We start from the raw sequence: 23,658 nt of genomic DNA on the forward strand, positions 1-23,658 counted from the left end.
ACCACCATTATTTTTAGTGCCTTTAGAATCATTTTTTGCAGGGGACAATATATGAAGTCATGGCTTCTTTTCATTTTTTCTATTGTTTTTTCTCTAGGATCCGTTGCCGATATTGAAGTGAGTAACAGCCAGCCTGAACTGCAGAAGTTAGCTTGGCTCTATGGAGGCGTCGAGGATGATTTAATCTGGTTTGACGATAGAGGACTCACCTTAAGCGGCATGGCATTAATCGGTCTCTTAGATGATCTTGGCATAGATTTAGGCGTAAATAGTGAACAAGAACTTGATGAAATTAAGGTCATGGATAGGCTATATTCAAAGGCTTTATTGGATCTTTTACAACGGATTCAATTTGAAAAAGACAGAGGCATAGGTGATGAGGGGATTAAATTGCTCGAAGCCATTAATAATGCCGAGTTATCGGCTTATATCGCGAGTATTTTACCCTCTTATGATGAGGTATTAAAAATTCGTCGCATGATCCGGGTATATAAAACCCAATTGGATGTGGATTGGCCGTCCGTTACTCGGGTTAACTTCAAATTGGGTCAGAGCTCTAATCAAGTGCAACGCCTTCGATGGATGCTAACCGTCTTAGGGGATCTCGAAAATAGCGATCTGACTCGTTATAGGGAAGCAATCTATGACCCTATGGTTATTCAAGGGATTAAATCTTTTCAACGTCGGCACGGTTTGACGGCTAGCGGCGTGTTAGATGAGCCTACGGTATTGGCATTAAATATCTCACCCAAACGAAGAGTCATTCAGATGCAACAGAATTTGTGGCGTTGGTTGATGTTACCTTCGAGTCCTCCCCCAAAATATATTAAGATCAATATTCCCAATTATTCTCTGGAACTGTTTGTATTAGGCGAACTAGACTTGTCCATGAAGGTGATAGTCGGTAAACCTAGCTCACCCACTCCAGTGCTCTTGACTCGAGTAACGAGAATGACTATAAATCCTTACTGGACCCCACCCACAAGTATAATCCGCTCGGAGTTACTCCCCCTCAATAGTAGGGAGCCTGGTTACTTAAACCATAAAGGGTTTGAATTACATCCAGTGAGCAAGCAAGATAACCCTGTAGTCAAACTCATTAATATTGCTCCGATGCAATTAGCCGAATTGCTCAAAAAATATCGTTTGGTTCAGGCTCCAGGGAAAGATAATGCATTAGGTAAACTGAGGTTTACCATACCAAACTCTCAGTCAATTTACCTGCATGATACTCCACAAAAAAGATTATTTGAGGGTGGTAATCTGGCTCTGAGCCATGGTTGTATTCGACTGGAAAAAGCTGTCGTACTGTTCGAACATATCCTGTCGACTCAAGATAATGCTAAGGAGATACGCAGGGCTCTGGGCCAGCCAAATACCCGATATGTATCCCTGTCTCATTCCATACCCATATTTATTACCTACCTGACAGCCTGGGTAGATAGCCGCGGTAAGTTACAATTGAGACCCGATATTTATCATTTAGATAGGGAGATTTGAAGCCATGGCTGAGCATATACCTGAAACGCCAGACTTTATGAAGCTTATCCGGCAAGAGAAAAACGCTCGGATGAAATTAAAGTTGTTGGCTCTACTTCATTTTCAAGAAGGGAAGTCTAGGTATCAGATAGCAGACTATCTGAAGGTGAGCCGCACTAGCGTCAATAAATGGGTGACGAGTTATTTGACACATGGACTAGATGGTCTGATAGAGAAGAAGCACAGTGGCAGACCTGCATCCCTAACTGCGACACAGATGCAACAACTGTCACAATACATCAAGTTGAAAACGGCCTCAAAGACTGACGAACTGCTCCATGGCAGTGAGATCCAAGCCTATATTACGCAACGTTTTGGCGTGACTTATGAAATTTCTAATATTTATCGCATCTTAGAGAAGTTAGGCTATGCTTGAGTGACAGTTTCTTCCCCATCATCTCTTTTTCAATGGCATCTATTATGGCTTAGTGTTTTAGTCATTAAAATATTCAGCAATGTCTCCCGAATATCTGCTACACAACACTCAAATCCTAATTAACTAAAGCCTTTGAGGGGCTTTATATTTTATTAACAGTGAATATCACGACTCGTGTTGATTAATAAAGTGATCTAATTTCTAAGTCTGCGTTAATAGTTTCACTCGATTTTACTCAGTTTAACTGAATCTCATTTAGTTTCAGATTAACTGGAAATGATTATATCTCCATGAAAACTGGTCGTTTATCGTTCCATATGAGCTGGGGATTTACAAATTCTAATTTTGAACTATGTAGCAGACGCTAAAATATCTGTAGAGGAGATTCATGAAGAAAAATGCGGACATATCACTGGAACAGTTATTTATTCAGCGTGGAGTAACTCAGTGTCCTTTGCTACTTTTAAGATAGCTCTAGTGTTTATGTGTTATTGGCACTATTAGCGAGTATACAAGCTGCTAGATTAGAAGACCTAGTGTCCCTTAGATAGCGTGCTTATATATGGATACAGCTTATCAGCACGCCCATCTATATGTGCCGATACTTACGATTACTAGGAGAAACAGATCATGAACATGAAACAGATATTTACAGATTTTATTGAAGATGAGAGTGGACTAACAGCAGTTGAATACGCCATAGCGGGTGGGTTAGTCGTCGGTGGCATGATTGCGGCATTTAATCAGTTAGGCACCAATGCAACATCGAAAATTAATTGTCTTGCGTCGGCAGTGAATGGTGCAAGTACCGACTGTGGATCTTAATAGACAGAACCCATAGGGACGTGGGTTTTATCTTTCGGGAGTGAGGTCCTATGGTGTCGATTATGACTGACGCTCAGCTTTCACTGCAACTCTTGCTTGCTGGAGCATTTTTCATCGCTGCGATTGTGATGGATCTCTACAAAGAGAAGATCCCCAACAAGCTCTGCCTGCTGGCGATCTTTTGTGGCTTTGCCATTAATGCCTATTATGCCCAGTTACAGGGGGCTTTAATGGCCTTGTTCGGATTTTTATTGGCATTTATCATCCTGTTCCCTACTTTTATATTCCGCATACTAGGTGCAGGAGACATAAAACTGATGATGGGGATTGGCGCCTTGATGGGCCCGTCGCTGCTTGTTTCGAGTCTGGCTTACGGCATCGTTGCTGGTGCAGGAACCAGTTTATTGCTGATTATATGGAAGACAGGTTTTACAGGCTTGGCAATGACTTTAAAACGATATTGGGATTGTTTCTATCTGCGCCGTTATTTTAAACCTGAGGCCGGAGAGGCGGCTGGCTTACGTGTACCATATGCACCAGCCCTTGCCCTCGGGTGGTTATGGGCTTGCTCATTAGACAGCGAAATATCTCAATTGTACTTCAACTGGCACCGCTATTTAGGTTTAGGCACCACCTAGTATGTGACTTTCATACGCCTTCATTAGGCCCCAGAGGCAGAGAATATGCTACGTTTAAGCACTGATAGCTCAGATAGGTCCTCCCCAAATAGTAATAGGCCCAATAATCAGGACGCCAGTGAACTGGCTCCTCGTCCTACTTCTATTCAAGACACTGGAATACAAGAATCCGTATTACTCGAATTGATGCTTAAACATCTTTTGAGTGGCGGGGTATTGACCAAGTCGCAACTCGTCAAGAAAATGGGGATCACTGGAGGGATTATTCAGGAGCTGTTCGACAAGGCGAAAGGCTTGGCCTGGGTTGAAAATCGACAATCAACAGCCGATGGCCAGATGCGCTATGCACTCAGTGAATCAGGTGACAGGTATGCCAAGCAAGCTTCGATGAAGAGTGGTTATCGTGGTCTGGTTCCTGTGCCATTAGATCAATATTCAACAATTTGTCGTATGCAGTCCAGTAGAAGAAACCCAATCACCTTCGAGATGCTACAAGATGGCCTCAAGGCACTGGTTCTGCCCAATTCCCTGCTGCATAAAATAGGTCCGGCGCTAAACTCTAGTAGGCCGGTACTCATCTATGGGCCGCCCGGGACGGGTAAGAGTTATCTTTGTAGAAACCTTAACGCCACCTTGGGTGACTCAGTGTTAATTCCATACGCGATTGCGGTAGGTACCGAAGTTATTCAGGTGTATGACCCACAACTTCATCATGCTGTAGACACTATTATTGAGTCGAATCAATTGGATCTGGTACAGGGGCATGATCCGCGTTGGATCGAGTGTAAGAGGCCCTTAAGGATCACCGGAGGTGAGCTTACAGCCGAGATGTTAGAGGTGCAATTTGATTGTCATAGTCGAACTTATATGGCCCCAATTCAACTAAAAGCCAACAATGGCATCCTGTTATTAGATGATTTAGGTCGCCAGCGCATCAGTGCCAAGCAACTATTCAATCGTTGGATCATCCCCATGGAGGAGCGGCGTGACTTTCTGTCCATGCAGTCGGGTGAACATTTCGAGATCCCCTTCGAGTTAATTCTACTATTCTCTACTAACCTTAATCCTAAAGAACTCGTCGATGATGCTTTCTTGAGACGTCTCGGATATAAGATCCATTTCGATGCTCTCGATGAGCCCCTGTATCGGAAAATCTGGTTTCAAGTATGTGAAGAACAGAGGCTCAGCTGCAGTGAGGAGATGTATCAACACCTAGTAAATGATTATCATTATCTTTTGGAAAAGCCTTTGATCCCTTGTTATCCCCGTGATCTGTTAGGGATCATGGCAGATCAAATCAGTTTTATGGTACTGAAACCTGTGGTGACTAAGGCCTTGATTGCTGAAGCTTGGTCTATCTATTTTGTCTAGGGTCAACGCTCAGCTAAATAAGCGCAAAGGAGCTTTCGATGAACAATAAAACCATGTTATTCGTTTTGCTGTCGCTGGCATTCGGTGTGGTAGCAGTTTTTTTAGCCCAAAGTTGGCTAGAGTCTAATAGTGAAGCCGATGGATCAGAGGCGACATCGACAGTGATCACTATGGCTACCTTAGTTCCCCTTGGAGCAATTCTGGAGCGAAAGCATCTGAAGCTGACTCCTATGCCTGACTCGGTGATCCCAGAAAACGCTATCAAAACCTTCGAGGAGGCCGAGGGTATGGTGGTTAAGAACAACCTTTATACCGGAGAGATATTGCGCAGTGAGCGCATCATCAAGAAGGGAGAGGGCAGCACATTAGCGAGTTTGATCACCCCCAATATGCGGGCTGTGACCATCAGGGTGAATGATGTCGTTGGGGTCGCAGGCTTTCTGTTACCGGGGAACCGCGTCGATGTGCTGAATTTATTCAAGAAAGGCGGAAGCTTACACACTGACGTCGTGTTGGCCAATGTCAAAATACTCGCCATAGATCAAAGATCATCCAATGATGAGAACAAACCAAAATTGGTGCGAGCAGTGACTCTCGAGCTGAGTCTTGAGCAGGCGGAAACCTTACTTATCGCCAAGGGTCGTGGAAAACTGCAATTGGCATTAAGAAATCCCAATGACTCTGCCGAAGTTGAGCTAGCCTTAATCAATGAGAAACGACAGAGAAAGGAGATATCTGTTGTTAACACAGTGACACCTCCTAAGACAATCGTTCGTGTTTCATCGGAGAGTAAGACCAAGGTCTATGTACTCAAGGGGATGAAGGAGCAGGTTGTTAAGGTGAGTAATTAAGTGTAGATGATTATCCATGCATTGAGAAAGGAGTGCAATATGCCACATTCAATTTCAAAATTGACTAAGGTATTAGCATGTTGTTTAGCTTTGTGTTTCGTTGTTATAAACTTTTCAGCTAAAGCCGGAGGTCCCACGGGAGCGAGCCGAGACATCATGCCGATCCCTATTTTCAAATCCAGGATCATAAATCTTAAGCATACCGTTCATCGGGTATCAGTGGGTAATCCCAACATAGGTGATATCAAATTATTGCCGAACAATGAACTTTATGTATTAGGTAAAAAATTGGGCAGCACTAATATCATGATCTGGGATGAAAACGAGCGATTGGTTGATGTCATCGATATCGAGATCACCCATGATCTTAACGGACTAAAATTACGCCTACACGAATTCTTACCCGGTGAAAAACTGGGCGTACAAACTTCTCAGGGTCATCTGCTGATAAGCGGGCAGGCATCGAACCTACAAAAGATGAACACTGCAGTCGAGCTCGCTAAGGCATACGCCGCCGCGGCATCTGTGTCTAAGGTCAAGAGCACAGTATTGAACATGATGACAGTGGGCGGGGATCATCAGGTAATGCTGGAAGTGGTGATTGCCGAAGTTCAGCGAGAAGTCGCCCGTCAATTCGATACCAAATTTTTTATCTTCAATAAAGGTTCTAAATTGTCAGGAGGAGCAGCGGGGGGGGGAGGATCGTTCGACTTAGACCCAGCCGCGGCAATCAACAACAGGGGCTTCTTTGCTCGATACCTCAACGACAACCTAATGATGAGTTTTGCCTTAGATGTCGCCAAACAAAATGGTTTAGCTAAGGTATTGGCCGAGCCTAATGTGACGGCGTTGAGTGGCCAATCTGCAGAGTTTCTTTCAGGCGGTGAATTCCCCATTCCTGTACCTGGTACCAATGGTTCCACCACAATTCAATATCGTGATTTTGGGGTTGGAGTCAGGTTTGTACCTACGGTATTAGACTCGGGACAGATAAACTTAAACCTCAATGTCATTGTGAGTGAAGTCAGTAATGCCAATTCCGTGACACTGTCTGGTGGAGGCTCAAATGCCTCTCTGATCGTCCCGTCAATCGTCAAGAGAACCACATCGACAACGGTAGAACTTGCCGATGGTCAGACTATCGCTATCAGCGGCCTTATCAGTGACACTTTGCGGGAAAATATAGACAAGTTACCTGGTCTGGGGGATATCCCAATCTTAGGTCAACTTTTTACCAGTAAAAGTTTTAAGAGTGGTCAGAGTGAACTCGTTATTTTAGTGACGCCTAGGTTGGTACGGCCCTTCAACAGGAAACATATTTCGCTGCCCACCGATGACTTTGTGTTGCCATCCGATATGGAGTTTTACCTCTTAGGCAAGATGTCACACAAAAAACAGGATTCAGAGCGGAGCGATACTCCCTATGAGGCGATTATAAATGATGCAAAGGTCGATGATACGGGAACTCAACAGAAATACGGACACTCACTTTAGCTAAGGGAGAATGGGTGTATGAAAAATTTAAATGTTAACTTAAGCGTTAAACACGTTTGCCTATTGGCCGCGGTCACATTAGTGGGCTGCGCCGAACTCAACGATTTTCCTATGGATGCCAGTTATCAAAAGGTGAAACAGATCCAGATTTTAGATCCCGGTGCGCCGGAACGCAATGCAGGTATAGTTGGTGTGTTGGAGGGGAATTATGGTGAAAGAGTCATGAAGGCCTACCGTGAGAGTAATGTTTTACCTAAAGAGGCTAGAAACAATATATCGGTGAAAATAGCCAATTAATCATCTTTGATAAAGTGTTCTCATGCTTGTTCTATTTTGTTGAGTGTGACTGGAGTCTCGCATCTTAAATTGCTCTACCTAAGGTGGGTTGCCGTGATTGTGTCTATACTTGGTTAAGTGGCGTGAGCAAAGGATCTACTAATCTAGGCCTGAATGGCCACCCTGCTGGACCCAAATATGTATCACTCAGCTAACCCTGGTGATTGGAGGCAAGATGTTTCCCTCTGATGTGAACTCGAATCAATTATCTTTATCTAGATTAGGTAAACAAGGCGGGGCCATACTCGTGATGTTTACCTTAGGATTATTCTCGTTGCTGGCCGTCGCCGCCCTTGCTCTGGACGGTGGGCATCTTCTGCTGAATAAAGGTCGGTTACAAAGCTCGGTAGATTCTTCGGCTTTATATGCGGCTAAAATATTGCAAAATGGCGGCAGTCTCTTTGATGCAAGAGAGGCGGCTACCCTCATTTTGATACAAAACCTGGGGTTTGAGGAGAACAGTGAACTCGATACCAGCGTCGATCTGTCATCACCGGATTATAACGCCACTCAAGTCACTGCAAATATCTTTATCGAGTTTTCTCTGTGGCCCGATCCTTTCATTCCCGTGTTCGATGAGACCAGCAAGTATGTTCGGATCCGCATCGAAAATGTCGGTTTAAATAATTTTTTTGCTCAAATATTCAATTTTGATAAGAAAGTGCGAGCATCTGCCGTTGCCGGGAAGAGTACGGATATCGAATGCCTGAACAGGGTTGTACCTATGATGGTTTGCGGACTGAATGCCGATCCTGATTTTACCATCACAGATCCAATCTCAGGTGAGATAACTGAGGCTCCCTTTGGCTTACCCTTGAAAACCCTGTATGTGATGAAGACAGGTTCGAATCAAGGGACTGCTATAGGCCCAGGTAATTTTCAGTTACTCAGGTTAGACGGTTCCTCCGGAGGTGCAGATATTCGCCGCGCCTTGGCCGGGGAGTTCACGCCTGGTGCTTGCGTCGGTCCCGGTGACGACGTAGACACCGAACCGGGAAATACCGTTGGCCCTGTGGTTCAGGGTCTAAACACACGGTTCGGTCTGTGGCAAGGAGGCGGAGTTAATTCCGTCGAACACCCTAGGGACTTTAATATTTGTCAGGGGGACAGGGTTGAAGTCGATAACGATGGTGTCATCATTCCTTTAAGTGGAGGGGAGGCGGAATACAGTCATCAGGACTACCTCGATGGCGATGATTTCAATCACTGTGATACTGGCGATATCACCTCTGACTCCAGTATTGCAGCGGGTGGACGCCGAGAGCTTCCTGTGGTGGTAGGCATTTGTGATGGGATGACAAATGGCGCCAATACTATTACGTCATTGGGGACTGGCTGTTTCTTCCTGACTCAGGAGATCAGCAAGAAGGGGAATGAGGCCCATGTGGTTGGAGAATTTGTTCGTGTGTGTTCCAGTGCCGGAAGTGCGTCACTGGATCCCAGCTTTGTGAGTAATAACTCCACCATAGTGCTCTATCGGGACCCGGACAGCCCAGATTCATAAGGAGGGATTATGGAATTAAGACAACAAACTGGTGTGGCGGCCGTCGAGTTTACTATTTTGTTACCCGTCTTGTTATTGTTGATGTTTGCCACCGCCGAGTTGGGTAGAGCCCTGTATCAATATAGCCATCTGACACGCATGGTGAGAGATGCGGGACGATACCTATCCACCAAAGCTATTGCCAACACCACAGAAAATCTTCCGAACCCGCTTAACGATGCCAGTTGTGGCAATTGTATTTCTAACACCATAGATCTGCTGGTGTACGGCAAAGTTGGCGGCACGATTCCTCTTTTATATGGGCTGGATGCAAGCGATGTGACTATCATAGGCGACTCGGTTACCGACAGGGTCATCATCACAGTGGATTATGATTGGCTGCCTCTGTTTGGCGAGCAGATATCGGGTCTCGGCGTGGGTGATAGCAGCGATCTTAGTTTCAATTTTCATGTTAGCTATGCGATGAGAGCAGGACTATGAAATCTCAGCGTGGAGTTTATGCGGTCGAATTTGCCATAGTCGCTGGCATATTTTTTATACTGCTGTTTGCCATTATCGAAGTGGGGAGGTTGATGTACACCTACAATGTGCTGCATGAGGCCTCGAGGAGAGCGGCCAGAATTGCTGTGGTGTGTCAGATAGACGATGCCGATATTAAAACCATGGCCCTGTTTAATGGCGCAAACCTTATTCCTAACTTAACGACAGCTAACTTAAGTATCAGTTATCTCGATGAATTCGGCAATGTTGCAACGGGCATCGATATCGACTTGGTGAGGGCGGACATAGCCAACTACCAGCATCAGTTTCTTGTACCTGGCTTATCCAGAGTCTTAAACTCGCCCACTTTCTCAACCTATCTGCCTAGGGAGAGCTTAGGTGTTTACCATGTTGATGAGGAAGATCCCGGGAGTGGTTTTATTGATTGTAATTAAATCGTCTTCGAAACTAAATCCTTACTATAGTAAATACTAAGTACTTTTTATCGGGAGATGACAACTTAATGGATAAGCCGCTGGAGTTACTAGTGTCGAATGAAACAGAAAGATACACTAGCAAAAATATCAATGTCGACTCCCATTCGGCGGAAAAAACACTCGCCAATCGAATCTTGCCTTACCCGGTACACGCGCTCTTGATAAACAGTTGTTATGAAAGCATCTCAGATATCGAACTAAGTCTGGATTCTTACCTGAATCTTTCCTGGGAGGGGGTACAAACTCTCAATTCATTCGCCACTAGTTCGACTAACGCTAGACCTTATAATCTTGTTCTCCTGGTCTTGCCCAATGATGAAGCCAGTGCGATTCAGGCACTAAAATCTGCTGCCGACTATGGTGTCGATATTATCATTCTTGGTCAGGATACCCCCCAAGGCGTCTTAAGATTAGCCTTTCAGCAAGGCGTGAGTGATTTTGTCTCTTTGCGGGACCCCGCGGCTGAACTGCTGCAGTCACTGGAAAAAATAGCGTATAAATTGGCAGATAAGGCCGACTTGGCTCCGGTGCTGGCAGTGGTTAATGCCAAGGGGGGCTCGGGGGCCAGTTTTATCGCGGCCAGTATCGCCATGATAACCTCGATTAGAGATGAAGGAGAGGTCTCGCTACTCGATACCGATCTTTTACAGGGGACCTTGGCACATATGCTGGGCCTGGAGCCTCATTATTTTATTACCGAAGCGATACAGGAGCTGGACTCTCTGGATGAAATGGCACTAAAAGGCGCCATGACCAATCTGGGTCACCTGCATCTGCTGGCCGCTGAGCCATTTGCTGTCCTCAATGCCAGCGAGCCCATCGAGCTGCGAAATACCAATGAACTTTTACTCAAATGTCGCCAGTATTATCAACAGGTGATCATCGATCTCTCCCGTGGTCCTGAAATTTGGAATGCCGATATGCTAACCAATGCCAATATTTTATTGGTGATGCAGCAAAATGTGATGAGCATCCGCGAAGCTAAGGCTGTGGTCAATCAACTGGTGAGCTTTATGGGGATCGACATGGGTCGTATCCATTTGCTGATTAATCGATATCAAAAGACCAGTTCTGGGATAAGCTTGAAAGATATTAGGCAGACCACCGGCATAGAATCACAGTTCGTGGTGGCCAATGATTTTAAGCTTGTCAGTCAATGTATCGATCTGGGCTCACCAATCACAGAGGTCGCACATCGCGAGCAAATTATCAAAGACCTTTCTCAAGTGACAGAACATTTTTTCCCCAGAACCAAACAGGCCGAGGGGCGTTCTCAAGGATTTTGGAATCGAATATTGAGGAAGGGGCTATGACAAATGTGCCGGAACAACAAAAGGTAGAATTTAAGCAGCTGACGGCGGAGGAGCTGCATTTAAAGGAGCAGGTCTATAATAAATTGTTGAGCGTCATGGATCTTTCCCTGATTGAAACCATATCGAAAGAGCAGGCCCAACAACAGATCAATGATATCTGTGACAAGTTGATCACAGACTTGCATCTACCCATCAACCTGTCCGCAAGACAACGTCTGATAAAGCTGATCATAGATGAAGTATTAGGCCTGGGTCCGCTGGAGATATTGTTATCGGATCCAAGTATCTCAGATATTTTGGTTAACTCCTATAACCGTGTGTATATAGAGCGCAAAGGTAAGTTAGAGCGAGTCCCGATAGAGTTCCACAGTAACGCCCATTTACTCAATATTATCGACCGGATTGTCTCCAGCGTGGGTCGAAGAATCGATGAATCATCCCCTATGGTCGATGCTCGCTTGGCGGATGGCTCTCGGGTTAATGCGATAATTCCGCCACTCGCCTTAGATGGACCAGCGTTATCCATCCGGCGGTTTGCCGTGGATAAAATGTGCGCAGAGGATCTGATCAAAGTAGGCTCCATGACCAGTCAAATGAACGAGCTACTCAGCGCTGCAGTTGCCGGCAAACTTAACATCTTGGTTTCCGGAGGTACGGGTAGCGGTAAGACGACATTACTCAACATGCTTTCCGGCTACATACCTGCCGATGAACGGATTGTGACCATAGAAGATTCTGCGGAGCTACAGCTACGTCAACCCCATACGGTCCGTCTGGAGACTAGGCCAGCTAATATCGAAGGAAAAGGCGAGGTAAGTCAAAGGGATCTGGTTAAAAATTGCTTGAGGATGCGCCCGGATAGAATCGTCATAGGTGAAGTCAGGGGGGGAGAGGCACTGGACATGTTAACTGCGATGAATACCGGTCATGAAGGTTCACTCACCACGCTGCATGCTAATAGTGCCAGAGATGCCTTGGGGCGTCTCGAGTATATGGTGTGTATGGCAGGTTTTGATATGCCAGTGGCAAATATCAGGACTCAGATAGCGTCTGCAATCGATCTGGTGGTACAGCTTGAGCGATTAGAAGACGGAGGACGCAGAGTGACTAGCATCCAGGAGATCAATGGCATGGAGGGGGAGATCATCACCATGTCTGAATTGTTTCATTTCAGGCGTGAAGGCAGAGCTGAAAATGGCGATATCATAGGAAACTTCGCTGCCACAGGGGTGATCCCTGGTTTTCATAACAAGTTAAAACAGCACGGTATCGATCTGTCATTAGATCTTTTCGACTGCGGCGATCCTTTTGCCGATTTTTAAGGGGCTAGTATGTTCTCAAATGAAGTGATCTTTCTTGGCTTAATTTTTTTGGCGGTGATCTTACTGTCTCAGGCACTATTTTTACCTGTATATAGCCCACAGAGAGCGAATACCGCATTGATCCGTAAACGGCTGAAGCAACTGTCGGCTAATGATGGCGATACTAGCTTCGAAGTGTCGTTATTACGTAAGAGTAAGTTGGAGAAGTTAAGCAATTTTGGCAGGATGCTAGAACGCATAGAATTTTTTGAGAATTTTAGTTATCGATTGGAATTGGCCGATTATAAGATGCTGGGCCACCAATTTTTCATCTTAGGGCTACTTACATCCATGATCCTGGCGATGATAACTTGGTACTACATAAACGAGCCTTTCATGACCGTTTTTATTTTTGTCATCACGGCCTTCTTGTTTAACATGAAACTCAATCATGACACCAATAAGCGGATGGATACCATAGAGGCCAGCTTTCCCGATGGTTTAGATGTGATCCGCAGGGCTCTGCAGGCGGGGTATTCCTTTACCGACGCAATAAAATTGGCAACCGAAGAGTTGGAGGGACCATTGGCGAAAGAGTTCAAGCTGATGTTTGTTAATATCAACTACACCAAGGACATCAAGCGGGCCTTGCTGGGGTTTATTCAACGTGTTCCTAGCGTTTCTGCGCTAGCCTTTGCCAGTGCCGTCATGGTGCAGAGAGAAACTGGAGGTAATTTAGCGGAAAATATCGAGAATTTAACCAGGGTAATAAGGCAGAGATTTAAATTCAGGCGTCGAGTTAAGACCTTATCGGCAGAAGGACGCCTGTCTGCCTGGATCTTAATCTTATTACCCTTCGTTCTGTTTGCTGTTATCTATATTCAAACACCATCATATGTCGGTGAATTAACTGGGACGAAAGAGGGACAGAAATTACTCATGTGGGGGGCCATAGGAATGACAATAGGTGGCTGGTGGATAAGTAGAATCATTAAGATAGACGTCTAATTATGGATTATATCATTGGCTTGTTGGGTACCCTGTTTGACGACCCTGAGTATGTTAAGTGGGCCGTATATGTTATGGCGGCGATCGCAGGCATAACCTTAGCGATTTCGCTCTCTTTTCTCATCATTGGTATATATTCCCCACTTAGGAAGCGATTGAAAAGCATAAATAAAGCCGATAAAAGGACTAAAATGACACACACTGACGTCAATGCCACCATAGAGCATGGCATAGGACGTGTGGCAAGAAAAACACCATTAAACCTGTCAAATGATGACACTCGCCGGCTATTGATACATGCGGGTTTGCATTCTGAGAATGCACTGGCTGTTTTTAGCTCTGTCAAGTTGATCTTACTGCTTATCTCGGCAGGCTTATCTGTGCTCACCTTGAGTATGTTTCCTGAAATATCCGGCATGATGAGTGTGTATGTGGTGGCACTGCTGGTGGGGGGGGCCTATTTGTTACCTTCCATGGTGTTACAGCATTTGGCATCCAGACGCATGAAGATTCTCAGAGCGGGTTTTCCCGACGCCTTAGATCTATTAGTCGTCTGCTGTGAAGCCGGGCTCGGCTTGCTTGCGGCCCTACAGCGCGTAGCCAATGAGCTGGCCATCAGTCATCCCAGTCTCGCCAGTGAATTGGATCTGGTCTGCAGTAAGGTTAGGGCGGGATTGACCATTAAGGTGGCGCTGCAGGAGTTCACCGACAGGACAGGTTTAGAAGACATAAAGGGTCTCAATTCGGCAATCTCACAGAGTATTCGCTTAGGCACCGGCATAGCTGCAACCTTGAGAATATTTTCCGATGAATATCGTGATAAGCGCCTGCAAGAGGCCGAAGAGCAAGCTGCAAAGCTTGCGGTAAAGATGATTTTTCCCATGATGCTGTGTATCTGGCCCTCATTTTTCATCGTCGCGGTGGGGCCTGCGGTGCTCAAGGTGATGAAAGTATGGGGACAAGCTTTCTAGTCGAATGATATTAGTCGAATGATATAAAAATAAGGAGCGGCCATGGCAGGTTCATTTCAGTTCAATTTACTCAGAGACTTAAGCCCATTTTCTCTGGCTGTACCCGTTATCATGCTATTGCTATCGGCATGTACGACGACTAAATCACTCGAGGAAATACAGGCATTAGAGGCCAGTCCGCCTCAGCGGCAAGATCTCTATGACGCCGATGCTATGGTAACGGTAGCAACCGTCAATCCTCCTAAGGATGAAGCCGATGCTGTGGCACGGGCGAAGCGTGAAGAAACATTGGGGAATTTAGACTCAGCGCTGTATCTCTATGTTCAGGCGCTGGATTTCGAACCTGATAACGCCGATACCTTGTACCAAATTGCCAGAATACATAGCATTAAAGGCAACATACAACTGGCTTACTTGACTTACAATGAAGCCTTAGTCATAGAGCCAGAGATGATGATGTCTCATGCGGGACTGGGTCTTATCAATATGGATAAGCGTCAGCACCGACAAGCCAGAATACATCTGGAAAAAACGGTGAGTCTGGATCAGGCGAGGTTAAAACTGCTTGTTAAAAGCACGGATGTCGTCGGCTACTATGCCTTGGATAGGATTTCTCCGGTTAGGATCTATAATGCCATGGCCATTTTGGATGATCTTGATAATGAACATGAGCGAGCCCGACTCTTGTATAAACTGGCGTTACAACAGGAGCCACACTCGGCGCTGATCATCACTAACTTAGGTTATTCCTATTACCTGACTGGTAATTATCACTCGGCAGAAAAACATCTAAAACAGGCAATAAGAGAAGATCCCAGTTTCGATCGTGGTTGGACAAATCTAGGTTTGGTCTATGTCAGGAAAGGTCTATATACTAGGGCCCTGTCGACATTTGAACATACCATGGAGCCGGCCGACGCATTAAATGATCTGGGATATTTCTTGATGTTAGAGGGGCAATATAAACAAGCCATAGCACTGTTCAAAAGGGCGATCGATAATTCACCCAGCTATTTTGAGCAAGCACAGAAAAACCTGCGACGAGCCTCGATGGAGCTAAACAGTAGACATTAATTTTGCACATAGCCTAGATATAAAAAACGCCCAGCTGGGCGTTTTTTTATTTCATAGGCAAAATCTAGAAGCTTGCCGACTTTGGTGCGCGAGGGAATGGGATCACATCGCGTATATTGGCCACACCAGTGACGTATGAGACTAAACGCTCGAAGCCAAGACCGAACCCTGCATGGGGGACGGTACCGTAGCGGCGCATGTCACGATACCACCAGTAATCTTCCTTGCTTAGGTTCATCTCTTCGAGACGAGCATCGAGTACGTCCAAACGTTCTTCACGTTGAGCGCCACCGATAATCTCTCCGATCCCAGGTGCAAGTACGTCCATTGCGGCAACGGTCTTACCGTCATCGTTAAGGCGCATGTAGAAGGCCTTGATGTCTTTCGGGTAGTTTTTCACGACCACAGGGGCCTTGAAATGCTCTTCCGCCAGGTATCGCTCATGCTCGGATTGAAGATCTATGCCCCACTCGACGGCATATTCAAATTTCTTGCCACAGTTTTTCAGGATCTCGACCGCCTCGGTGTAATCCACCTGAGCAAAGTCACTCGTCACGAAAGACTCGAGACGCTCAATTACTGTTTTATCGACACGTTGGGCGAAAAACTCAAGATCATCACGACGTTCTTCGAGTACGGCCTTGAAGCAGAATTTCAGCATCTGCTCGGCGAGGGCGGCAACATCATCGAGATCGGCGAAGGCCACTTCAGGCTCAACCATCCAGAATTCTGCCAGATGGCGACTGGTGTTTGAGTTTTCTGCACGGAACGTAGGACCGAAGGTATAGACTTTCGATAATGCGCAGGCATAAGTTTCGGCATTAAGTTGACCAGAAACGGTGAGGAAGGCCTGTTTTCCGAAGAAGTCTTCGCTGTAGTCGACCTTACCTTCGTCGGTACGGGGCAAGTTTTCCATGTCTAAGGTAGAGACTTGGAACATCTCACCGGCACCTTCACAATCAGATGCCGTGATGAGGGGAGTCGATACCCAGATGAAACCTTCTTCATGGTAGAATCTGTGTATTGCCTGTGACAAACAGTTACGTACACGCGCAACCGCTCCGATAAGATTGGTGCGAGGGCGAAGGTGTGCCAGCTCTCTCAAGTGTTCGATAGAGTGACGCTTAGCAGCCATAGGATAAGTGTCTGGATCTTCTACCCAACCGGCAACTTCAACACGGGTGACTTGCAGCTCATATGCCTGACCTTTACCTGGAGACTCAACCACTTCGCCTGTCATGATGACAGAACAACCGGTAGTCAACTTCAAGATTTCGTTATTGTAATTTTCTAAGCTATTAGGAACTACACCTTGGATAGGATCAAAACAGGAGCCATCATAAACGGCAAGAAAAGAGATGCCCGCCTTGGAATCTCGGCGCGATCTTACCCAACCGCGAACGGTAATTTGCGAACCAATCGCAAATTCACCTTTAAATACAGAAGCGACAGATGTAATGCTCATTGTTGCTTAGTTCTCCAACGAAACGTTTATATATAAAATTTGGACGTTTATATTACCTTGCTGGCTGGTTTTCTCAAGTAGCAAAATCAGATAAAATGCCTAATAGCAGGTAATTTTGATGATTAATTCTGCTTTTGGACTTTACCCCAAACCCAGATAGCGGTCTTTGTTTACTCGCGGCTGAAATTGGTGACCATAAATCATACTTGTTATGCTCAAATACATCACCTTTGTCATTTAACGAGTTGCCTAGAACCTTAGTGTCTAGATGATCAGGTGTTTGCAGAGTGTATTTATCATTGCCGCTGTTGCGCCCCAGATCAGGTGTTGCCTATAACGGATAAAATAAACCGGGTGATGGAGCCCTTGGCGTTGGTAAGTCTGCTTTTGACGATTTTCGCTCTGCAATAAATAGGATAAGGGTACGGTAAACAGTTCGTCGACTTCGCCCGGATCCAGTTTTGGAGTAAAGGCTTGCTTTACCAGACCGATAACCGGGGTTATTTCGAAACCGGTAAAAGTTTTCATCGCAGCATACTGGCCAATCACTTCTACATTACTCGGGTAAAGCGCAATTTCCTCCGCGGCTTCTCGCAATGCGGTTTCGATGAGAGAGGCATCCCCTCGTTCAACTTTTCCCCCAGGAAAACTGATTTGTCCCGGATGAGATCTAAGATGAGTAGGGCGACGGGTGAGCAAGACATGCAATTCCCCCTCCTCTTGTATTAGGGCAATAAGAACCGCAGCTTGGCGCAGGGGATCTTTAATATCTGGATTAGGCTCAATAGGGGCTTGCAAGAGGTTATATCTGAGTTTAAATTCAGTTAATGGTATAGGCTTAATCTTTTTTTGCATATAACCTCTACTGATTTACACTTAGATATCAATTATCACCCCTCTAATACTGGCAGAATTTTACTGACCTTATCATAGGTTTCTTTATATTCACTCTCAGCCGTAGAGTCGACAACGATGCCACCGCCAGCCCAGCAATAAATAGTGCCATCTATCGCCACTAAGCTTCGAATGGTGATGCTGGTGTCCATTTGACCGTCTTGACTGATATAACCGATAGACCCACAGTAAAGGCTTCTCCTCGAGGGTTCAAGCTCTTCTATGATCTCCATCGCCCTGATTTTTGGCGCGCCGGTGATCGAGCCGCCCGGGAAACTGGCTTTTAATAGGTCGGTGGCATCATATTTAGCGTCGAGTTTTGCTGTGACTGTGCTGACCAGATGATGCACGGCTGGAAAGCTTTCAATCTCAAACAGGTGAGGCACTGATACCGAGCCAGGTTTAGCCACCTTGCCCAGATCGTTACGAAGTAGATCGACAATCATCAAGTTCTCCGCCCTGTCTTTCGCTGAATGGCGTAGCTGTATGGCTGATTGCCGATCTTCTGCCGCGGTGGAATACCTAGGACTCGTGCCCTTAATGGGCTTAGTCTGGATATCTTCGCCTCTGAGTTGAATAAACCGCTCGGGAGAAATAGACAGTAACGCACCTTGTGATAGGCGAATGAAGGCGGAGAAGGGCGCCTTATTGGATTCCCTGAGTTTGAGGTAGGCTTGCCATTCATTGCCCTGATATTTAGCCGAGAACCTCTGGGTTAGGTTTATTTGATAGCAATCGCCGTTTTGAATATATTCTTGAATGGCGTCAAATTTTTCTTCGTAGTCAGTCTTAGTCAGCTGTGGCTGCCAGTCACCGACAAGGCAGAATTCAGGTCGATTTGGCTTGATTTCCAGCTTAGCTTGCAGCCAAGTCAGACTGGTTTGTGCCGCTTCGTCGCTGCCATAATGCACCAAGCTCCAGACTTGCTCTTGATGATCGAATACCAATGCCCATAAATATAAGCCTATGTTCATCACTGGGAGGGGGATATCGTCGGCGGCAATCGCGGGGATCTTCTCTATCTTACGTCCCAGATCATAGCTGAAGCTGCCCATCGCCCCCCCGGAAAAAGGCAGCTGGCTCGACTTCTGTACCGGGAAGTAGTGTGCTAACTCCAGTTTAACCAGATCGAATGGGTTTAACTGACTCACCGAAGAATCGGTAAGCCCATGATCTTGATATCGACTTATCTCGGTGCCATGGTCTTGAGTGACAAGTGTCGCAACCGGGTCAAGGCAAATAATATCGAAGCGGCTATCACAGTGATCGCCACTGGCCGAATCGAGTAACATAGCCCAGGGGATATCTGCCAAAAATGAAAATAAATCTGTCGTGGTATATTTCCAATCGAGACGCAGTATTGATGCACACTGCAGCGCCGAAAAACTCATCGATTCACCTTATCTAAAATGTGATATTCCCCTAAAAGTCGCGAAAGAGTATCATATCTCTCAGCTAGCATTAATAAAAACAGATATAGATGCCAAAAATGGCTGAAAAGTGTCCCTAATGTCATGTATAAGGAAGTGATTGTGAGTAAAGAAGTTGTCATCAAACAAGCGGATCTCATCGAGAGCGTAGCCGATTCCCTACAATATATCTCTTACTATCATCCTAAGGATTTCGTCGATGCAATGACGCAGGCCTATGAACGTGAAGAGAGCCCTGCGGCAAAAGATGCTATCGCTCAAATCTTGATTAATTCACGCATGTCAGCCGAAGGTAAGAGACCTCTGTGCCAAGACACGGGCATTGTGACCTGTTTCGTCAAGGTCGGTATGGCGGTGAAGTGGGATAAAACTGACATGACCATTCAGCAGATGGTCGATCAGGGCGTGAGACAAGCCTATCTCAATCCAGACAATCCACTGCGTGCATCTATCGTCGCAGACCCTGCTGGGGCACGAACAAATACCAAAGATAACACGCCATCTGTGGTCCACATAGATATGATACCAGGCAATCACATCGAGGTTGCTATCGCAGCTAAAGGTGGCGGGTCTGAAAATAAATCTAAGATGGCCATGTTAAATCCATCCGATGATATTGCCGCCTGGGTTGAGAGAACCTTGCCAACCATGGGAGCGGGCTGGTGTCCACCGGGTATGCTGGGCATAGGTATCGGCGGCACCGCCGAAAAAGCGGCGGTTTTAGCCAAAGAATCCTTGATGGATCCGGTCGATATTCACGAGCTACAGCAAAGAGGCGCCGAGACGGCCGAAGAAAAACTACGTCTCGATATCTTTGAGCGTGCCAACAACTTAGGTATCGGTGCTCAAGGACTCGGTGGCTTGACTACCGTCTTAGACGTGAAGATTAAATCAATGCCCACTCACGCGGCATCTAAGCCAGTGGTGATGATCCCAAATTGCGCCGCGACTCGCCATGTACATTTCCATCTTGATGGCACAGGACCTGCAGAATTGACGCCACCGTCACTGGAAGACTGGCCTGTGATCACCCGTGAAGTGGGGGAGAACACCCATAGAGTTAATCTCGATACCGTCACCCAAGCCGAGATCCAAAAATGGAAGAGTGGCGATACCTTGCTTCTCAACGGCAAGATGCTAACGGGTCGCGATGCGGCCCATAAACGCATTCAGACCCTTATTGAATCCGGTGAAGGGCTTCCCGAAGGCGTCGACTTTACCGGTAAGTTCATCTACTACGTCGGTCCGGTCGATCCTGTGGGCAGTGAAGTTGTCGGCCCAGCAGGTCCTACAACGGCGACCCGCATGGATAAGTTTACCGATCTAATGCTAGAGAAAACTGGCCTGATGGGCATGATTGGTAAGGCCGAACGTGGCCCTGCTACCGTAGCTTCAATCAAGAAGCACAAGGCGGTGTATCTTATGGCCGTCGGCGGCGCGGCTTATCTGGTGTCTAAAGCCATTAAAAAGTCACGCGTGGTTGCCTTTGCCGACTTAGGCATGGAAGCCATCTATGAGTTCGATGTTAAAGATATGCCTGTCACAGTGGCGGTAGACTCTGAGGGCGTGAATGTGCACGAAACCGGTCCTGCACAATGGAAAGTGAGCCTGCAACCCGCGAAATAACACACTTTTTTAAAGTAAAGTTTGGCTTAGGTGTCTTGCCTAAGCCAAATATTTTGGATATTGTGCGCATATTTAGATCGATACGTTAACCATTTTATGTCTGCAGGGATGCTTACTCATCACACCGGCTAACTTAAGTCTTGGGTGAATGGTGGACTGCTTAACTCGCTAACCTTCTGGCCTATAGGGCAAGTGGTTAGACTTAAATCACAAAAGATGATAATAACAATGAAAAAAACTGCAATCATTCTCGCACTGGCTGGCTGCGGAGTCGCAATGTCGGCTCATGCCTCATCACCACAGCCTTTCAAGGTTCAAGACCTGGTTAAAATCAACAAGCTTCATTCAACAACATTAGCTAACGATGGCAATAGCGTAGTATTTGCCATCAAAAAATTTGACACCAAGGGTAATGCCAGCTCAGATCTCTATATCCAAGATCTGACCCAAATGGGCTCGAAGCCGAAGCAACTCACGTTTGCTGCCGGTACCGAACACAGTGCGGCTTTTTCGGCCGACGACCAGTCAGTCTACTTTCTGGCTTCACGTGATGGTTCGAGTCAACTCTATAAGCTACCTCTGACAGGCGGTGAAGCCCGACAAGTGTCAGACCTGCCACTGGATGTAGAAGGCTTTAAACTGTCCCAAGACGGTAAGCAAGTGGTCTTGAATCTGCGTGTCTTCCCGGACTGTCCTGATCTGCAATGCTCTGAGGATAAATTCACTGCCGAAGCCGAGCGTAAATCCAGCGGCCGTGAATATAAACAATTGATGGTGCGTCATTGGGATACCTGGAGCGATCACTCTCGTAGTCATCTGTTTGTGGCGCAATTAAATGGCGACAAGATCACCACAGCCGTGGATGTCACCGCCGGGCTGGACACAGAAACGCCAGCTAAACCTTTCTCCGGCATGGAAGAGGTGACCTTTAGCCCAGATGGCAAGTATGTGGTTTATAGCGCCAAGGCGCCGAGTAAGGATCAGGCCTGGATCACTAACTATGATCTTTGGCAGGTACCGGTAACGGGCGGCGACGCGGTAAATTTAACCGAGTCTAACCAGGCGTGGGATGCACAGCCGACCTATTCTGCCGATGGCCGCTACCTGGCTTATCTGGCCATGAAAAAGCCAGGCTTCGAAGCCGACAGATATCGCATCATGTTGCGTGATACCGTGACGGGCCAGGAAAAAGAAGTGGCGCCGCTATGGGACAGAAGCCCAGGGTCATTGACTTTTGGCAAGGATAACCGAACCTTATACGTCACGGCTCAAGATGTGGGTCAAGTGACCGTTTTTGAAGTGAACACTCAATTTGGTGATGTAAAAACCATCTTCAACGAGGGCAGTAATAGCATAGTCGGCGTGACGGCGGATAAGATCATCTTCAAGCATAAGAGTCTGGTACAGCCAGGCGATCTTCATTCTATCAATCTAGATGGTCAGGGCTTACAGAAACTGACGGATATCAATAGCGAAAAACTTGCCAAGATTAAATTTGGTGAATTCGAGCAGTTCAGTTTCAAGGGCTGGAATAATGAAGAGGTTCATGGTTACTGGATCAAGCCGTCGAACTTCAAGGCTGGCACCCAGTATCCAATCGCGTTTCTGGTTCATGGCGGGCCTCAGGGCTCATTCGGCAATTCATTCAGCAGTCGCTGGAATGCTCAACTCTGGGCCGGTGCGGGTTACGGCGTGGTGATGATCGATTTCCACGGCTCTACCGGCTATGGACAGGCATTCACCGATTCTATCTCTAAAGATTGGGGTGGTAAGCCATTAGAAGATTTGCAAAAAGGCCTAGCCGCCGTGACTAAGCAACAGAAATGGTTGGATTCTAGCCGTACCTGTGCACTCGGTGGTTCATACGGTGGCTACATGATGAACTGGATCCAGGGTAACTGGAGCGATGGCTTTAATTGTCTGGTGAACCATGCTGGTCTGTTCGATATGCGCTCCATGTATTATGTGACCGAAGAGCTCTGGTTCCCCGAATATGAGTTCGGTGGCACATATGATGAGAACAAGGACTTGTATGAGAAATTCAATCCAGTCAACTACGTAGAGAATTGGAAGACGCCTATGCTCGTCATTCATGGTGAGCAAGATTTCCGTGTTCCTTATGGACAAGGATTAGCAGCATTCACCTTTATGCAACGTAAGGGGATCCCATCTGAACTGCTCATCTACCCGGAAGAGAATCATTGGATCCTTAACCCTGATAACCTGGAACAATGGTACGCCAATGTCCTGGGCTGGATGGATCGCTGGACTAAAAAGTAACCTGTATTATACCTTTAGGTATTATTAGTCGGTGAGATGGTGAAAAGGTCAGATATTTATCTGGCCTTTTTTGTCGATGATTGTTGTCTAAACTGAATAATTGGAACGGGTATAACGTGTATATCGTTTTCAGCAATGCCCAAAGGAGTGAAGCATGCGACTTATGCAGTTATTGAAGAAAGAGTTAGCGAAAGAAACCCTGAGGGAAGGAGCATTGATGCGTATCTTCGTGTCGGGAAGCGGTAAAGCCCGCGCGCAGGCATTTGTCTGCCAAGGTGATGCTTGTTGAAATGACTCCATATCGCTGCAAAAGAAAAAACCGGAGTAGCATGACTCCGGTTGCTTGTTTTAGTTATCCCTAACCCGTATACGGGATTATGTAGGG

General features: G+C 46.3%; 22 protein-coding genes. 19 read left to right on the plus strand and 3 right to left on the minus strand.

Annotation, left to right across the window (positions count from 1 at the left end; translation table 11 throughout):
• Positions 1-51 precede the first annotated feature (51 nt).
• The 16 genes from HRU42_RS07175 to HRU42_RS07250 all read left to right on the plus strand — a co-directional run bounded on the left by HRU42_RS07175 (position 52) and on the right by HRU42_RS07250 (position 15,578).
• Positions 52-1,500: a L,D-transpeptidase family protein gene (locus HRU42_RS07175; protein WP_295029852.1), complete on the plus strand. Its 1,449-nt coding sequence runs from the start codon at positions 52-54 to the stop codon at positions 1,498-1,500.
• A gap of 4 nt (positions 1,501-1,504) precedes the next feature.
• On the plus strand, positions 1,505-1,915 hold the full coding sequence (locus HRU42_RS07180; RefSeq protein ID WP_295029854.1) for a helix-turn-helix domain-containing protein: 411 nt from the start codon (positions 1,505-1,507) through the stop codon (positions 1,913-1,915).
• 630 nt (positions 1,916-2,545) lie between these two features.
• Positions 2,546-2,740, plus strand: coding sequence for a Flp family type IVb pilin (locus HRU42_RS07185; RefSeq protein WP_295029856.1), 195 nt, complete (start codon positions 2,546-2,548; stop codon positions 2,738-2,740).
• A 62-nt stretch (positions 2,741-2,802) separates the two neighbouring features.
• Positions 2,803-3,378, plus strand: a complete 576-nt coding sequence (locus HRU42_RS07190; protein WP_295029858.1) for a prepilin peptidase — start codon at positions 2,803-2,805, stop codon at positions 3,376-3,378.
• A gap of 45 nt (positions 3,379-3,423) precedes the next feature.
• Positions 3,424-4,749 carry an AAA family ATPase gene (locus HRU42_RS07195; protein ID WP_295029860.1) on the plus strand — a complete coding sequence of 442 codons (1,326 nt, stop codon included), beginning with the start codon at positions 3,424-3,426 and terminating at the stop codon, positions 4,747-4,749.
• A 38-nt stretch (positions 4,750-4,787) separates the two neighbouring features.
• A complete protein-coding gene (gene cpaB / locus HRU42_RS07200; RefSeq protein WP_295029862.1) occupies positions 4,788-5,600 on the plus strand; it encodes a Flp pilus assembly protein CpaB in 813 nt (270 codons plus the stop codon).
• 39 nt (positions 5,601-5,639) lie between these two features.
• Entirely contained in the window at positions 5,640-7,094 is a 1,455-nt protein-coding gene (locus tag HRU42_RS07205; RefSeq protein ID WP_295029864.1) for a type II and III secretion system protein family protein, read from the plus strand.
• An 18-nt stretch (positions 7,095-7,112) separates the two neighbouring features.
• Positions 7,113-7,391, plus strand: a complete 279-nt coding sequence (locus HRU42_RS07210; RefSeq protein ID WP_295029865.1) for a hypothetical protein — start codon at positions 7,113-7,115, stop codon at positions 7,389-7,391.
• A gap of 214 nt (positions 7,392-7,605) precedes the next feature.
• Complete coding sequence (locus HRU42_RS07215; RefSeq protein WP_295029867.1) at positions 7,606-8,934, plus strand: pilus assembly protein TadG-related protein; 1,329 nt, start codon at positions 7,606-7,608, stop codon at positions 8,932-8,934.
• Between the two features lie 9 nt (positions 8,935-8,943).
• On the plus strand, positions 8,944-9,414 hold the full coding sequence (locus HRU42_RS07220; protein ID WP_295029868.1) for a TadE/TadG family type IV pilus assembly protein: 471 nt from the start codon (positions 8,944-8,946) through the stop codon (positions 9,412-9,414).
• Positions 9,411-9,869, plus strand: a complete 459-nt coding sequence (locus HRU42_RS07225) for a TadE/TadG family type IV pilus assembly protein (RefSeq protein WP_295029869.1) — start codon at positions 9,411-9,413, stop codon at positions 9,867-9,869. Before HRU42_RS07220 ends, HRU42_RS07225 begins: the two co-directional genes overlap by 4 nt.
• Positions 9,870-9,961: 92 nt before the next feature.
• On the plus strand, positions 9,962-11,224 hold the full coding sequence (locus HRU42_RS07230) for a pilus assembly protein CpaE (protein ID WP_295029870.1): 1,263 nt from the start codon (positions 9,962-9,964) through the stop codon (positions 11,222-11,224).
• Positions 11,221-12,546, plus strand: a complete 1,326-nt coding sequence (locus HRU42_RS07235) for a CpaF family protein (protein ID WP_295029872.1) — start codon at positions 11,221-11,223, stop codon at positions 12,544-12,546. Before HRU42_RS07230 ends, HRU42_RS07235 begins: the two co-directional genes overlap by 4 nt.
• A 9-nt stretch (positions 12,547-12,555) precedes the next feature.
• Positions 12,556-13,533: a type II secretion system F family protein gene (locus HRU42_RS07240; RefSeq protein WP_295029874.1), complete on the plus strand. Its 978-nt coding sequence runs from the start codon at positions 12,556-12,558 to the stop codon at positions 13,531-13,533.
• 2 nt (positions 13,534-13,535) lie between these two features.
• On the plus strand, positions 13,536-14,504 hold the full coding sequence (locus HRU42_RS07245) for a type II secretion system F family protein (RefSeq protein WP_295029875.1): 969 nt from the start codon (positions 13,536-13,538) through the stop codon (positions 14,502-14,504).
• A 42-nt stretch (positions 14,505-14,546) separates the two neighbouring features.
• Positions 14,547-15,578 carry a tetratricopeptide repeat protein gene (locus tag HRU42_RS07250; protein WP_295029877.1) on the plus strand — a complete coding sequence of 344 codons (1,032 nt, stop codon included), beginning with the start codon at positions 14,547-14,549 and terminating at the stop codon, positions 15,576-15,578.
• 64 nt (positions 15,579-15,642) lie between these two features.
• Here HRU42_RS07250 and asnS read toward each other — a convergent pair whose 3' ends face one another.
• From asnS to pabB, 3 genes are all read right to left on the minus strand, one after another.
• A complete protein-coding gene (gene asnS, locus HRU42_RS07255) occupies positions 15,643-17,043 on the minus strand; it encodes an asparagine--tRNA ligase (protein ID WP_295029879.1) in 1,401 nt (466 codons plus the stop codon).
• A 264-nt stretch (positions 17,044-17,307) separates the two neighbouring features.
• Positions 17,308-17,898, minus strand: coding sequence for a CoA pyrophosphatase (locus HRU42_RS07260; protein ID WP_295029881.1), 591 nt, complete (start codon positions 17,896-17,898; stop codon positions 17,308-17,310).
• Between the two features lie 35 nt (positions 17,899-17,933).
• The gene (gene pabB / locus HRU42_RS07265; RefSeq protein ID WP_295029883.1) at positions 17,934-19,328 is read right to left on the minus strand and encodes an aminodeoxychorismate synthase component I; all 1,395 of its coding nucleotides are present in this window, start codon (positions 19,326-19,328) and stop codon (positions 17,934-17,936) included.
• A 123-nt stretch (positions 19,329-19,451) separates the two neighbouring features.
• Here pabB and HRU42_RS07270 point away from each other — a divergent pair, with 123 nt between their 5' ends.
• From HRU42_RS07270 to HRU42_RS07280, 3 genes are all read left to right on the plus strand, one after another.
• Positions 19,452-20,993 carry a fumarate hydratase gene (locus HRU42_RS07270; RefSeq protein ID WP_295029885.1) on the plus strand — a complete coding sequence of 514 codons (1,542 nt, stop codon included), beginning with the start codon at positions 19,452-19,454 and terminating at the stop codon, positions 20,991-20,993.
• A 228-nt stretch (positions 20,994-21,221) separates the two neighbouring features.
• On the plus strand, positions 21,222-23,273 hold the full coding sequence (locus HRU42_RS07275) for a S9 family peptidase (RefSeq protein ID WP_295029887.1): 2,052 nt from the start codon (positions 21,222-21,224) through the stop codon (positions 23,271-23,273).
• A gap of 154 nt (positions 23,274-23,427) precedes the next feature.
• Complete coding sequence (locus HRU42_RS07280; protein ID WP_295029888.1) at positions 23,428-23,562, plus strand: hypothetical protein; 135 nt, start codon at positions 23,428-23,430, stop codon at positions 23,560-23,562.
• The last annotated feature ends 96 nt before the right edge of the window (positions 23,563-23,658 follow it).

It is taken from the genome of Shewanella sp. (assembly GCF_013214165.1).
In the GTDB taxonomy this organism is placed as follows: domain Bacteria; phylum Pseudomonadota; class Gammaproteobacteria; order Enterobacterales; family Shewanellaceae; genus Shewanella.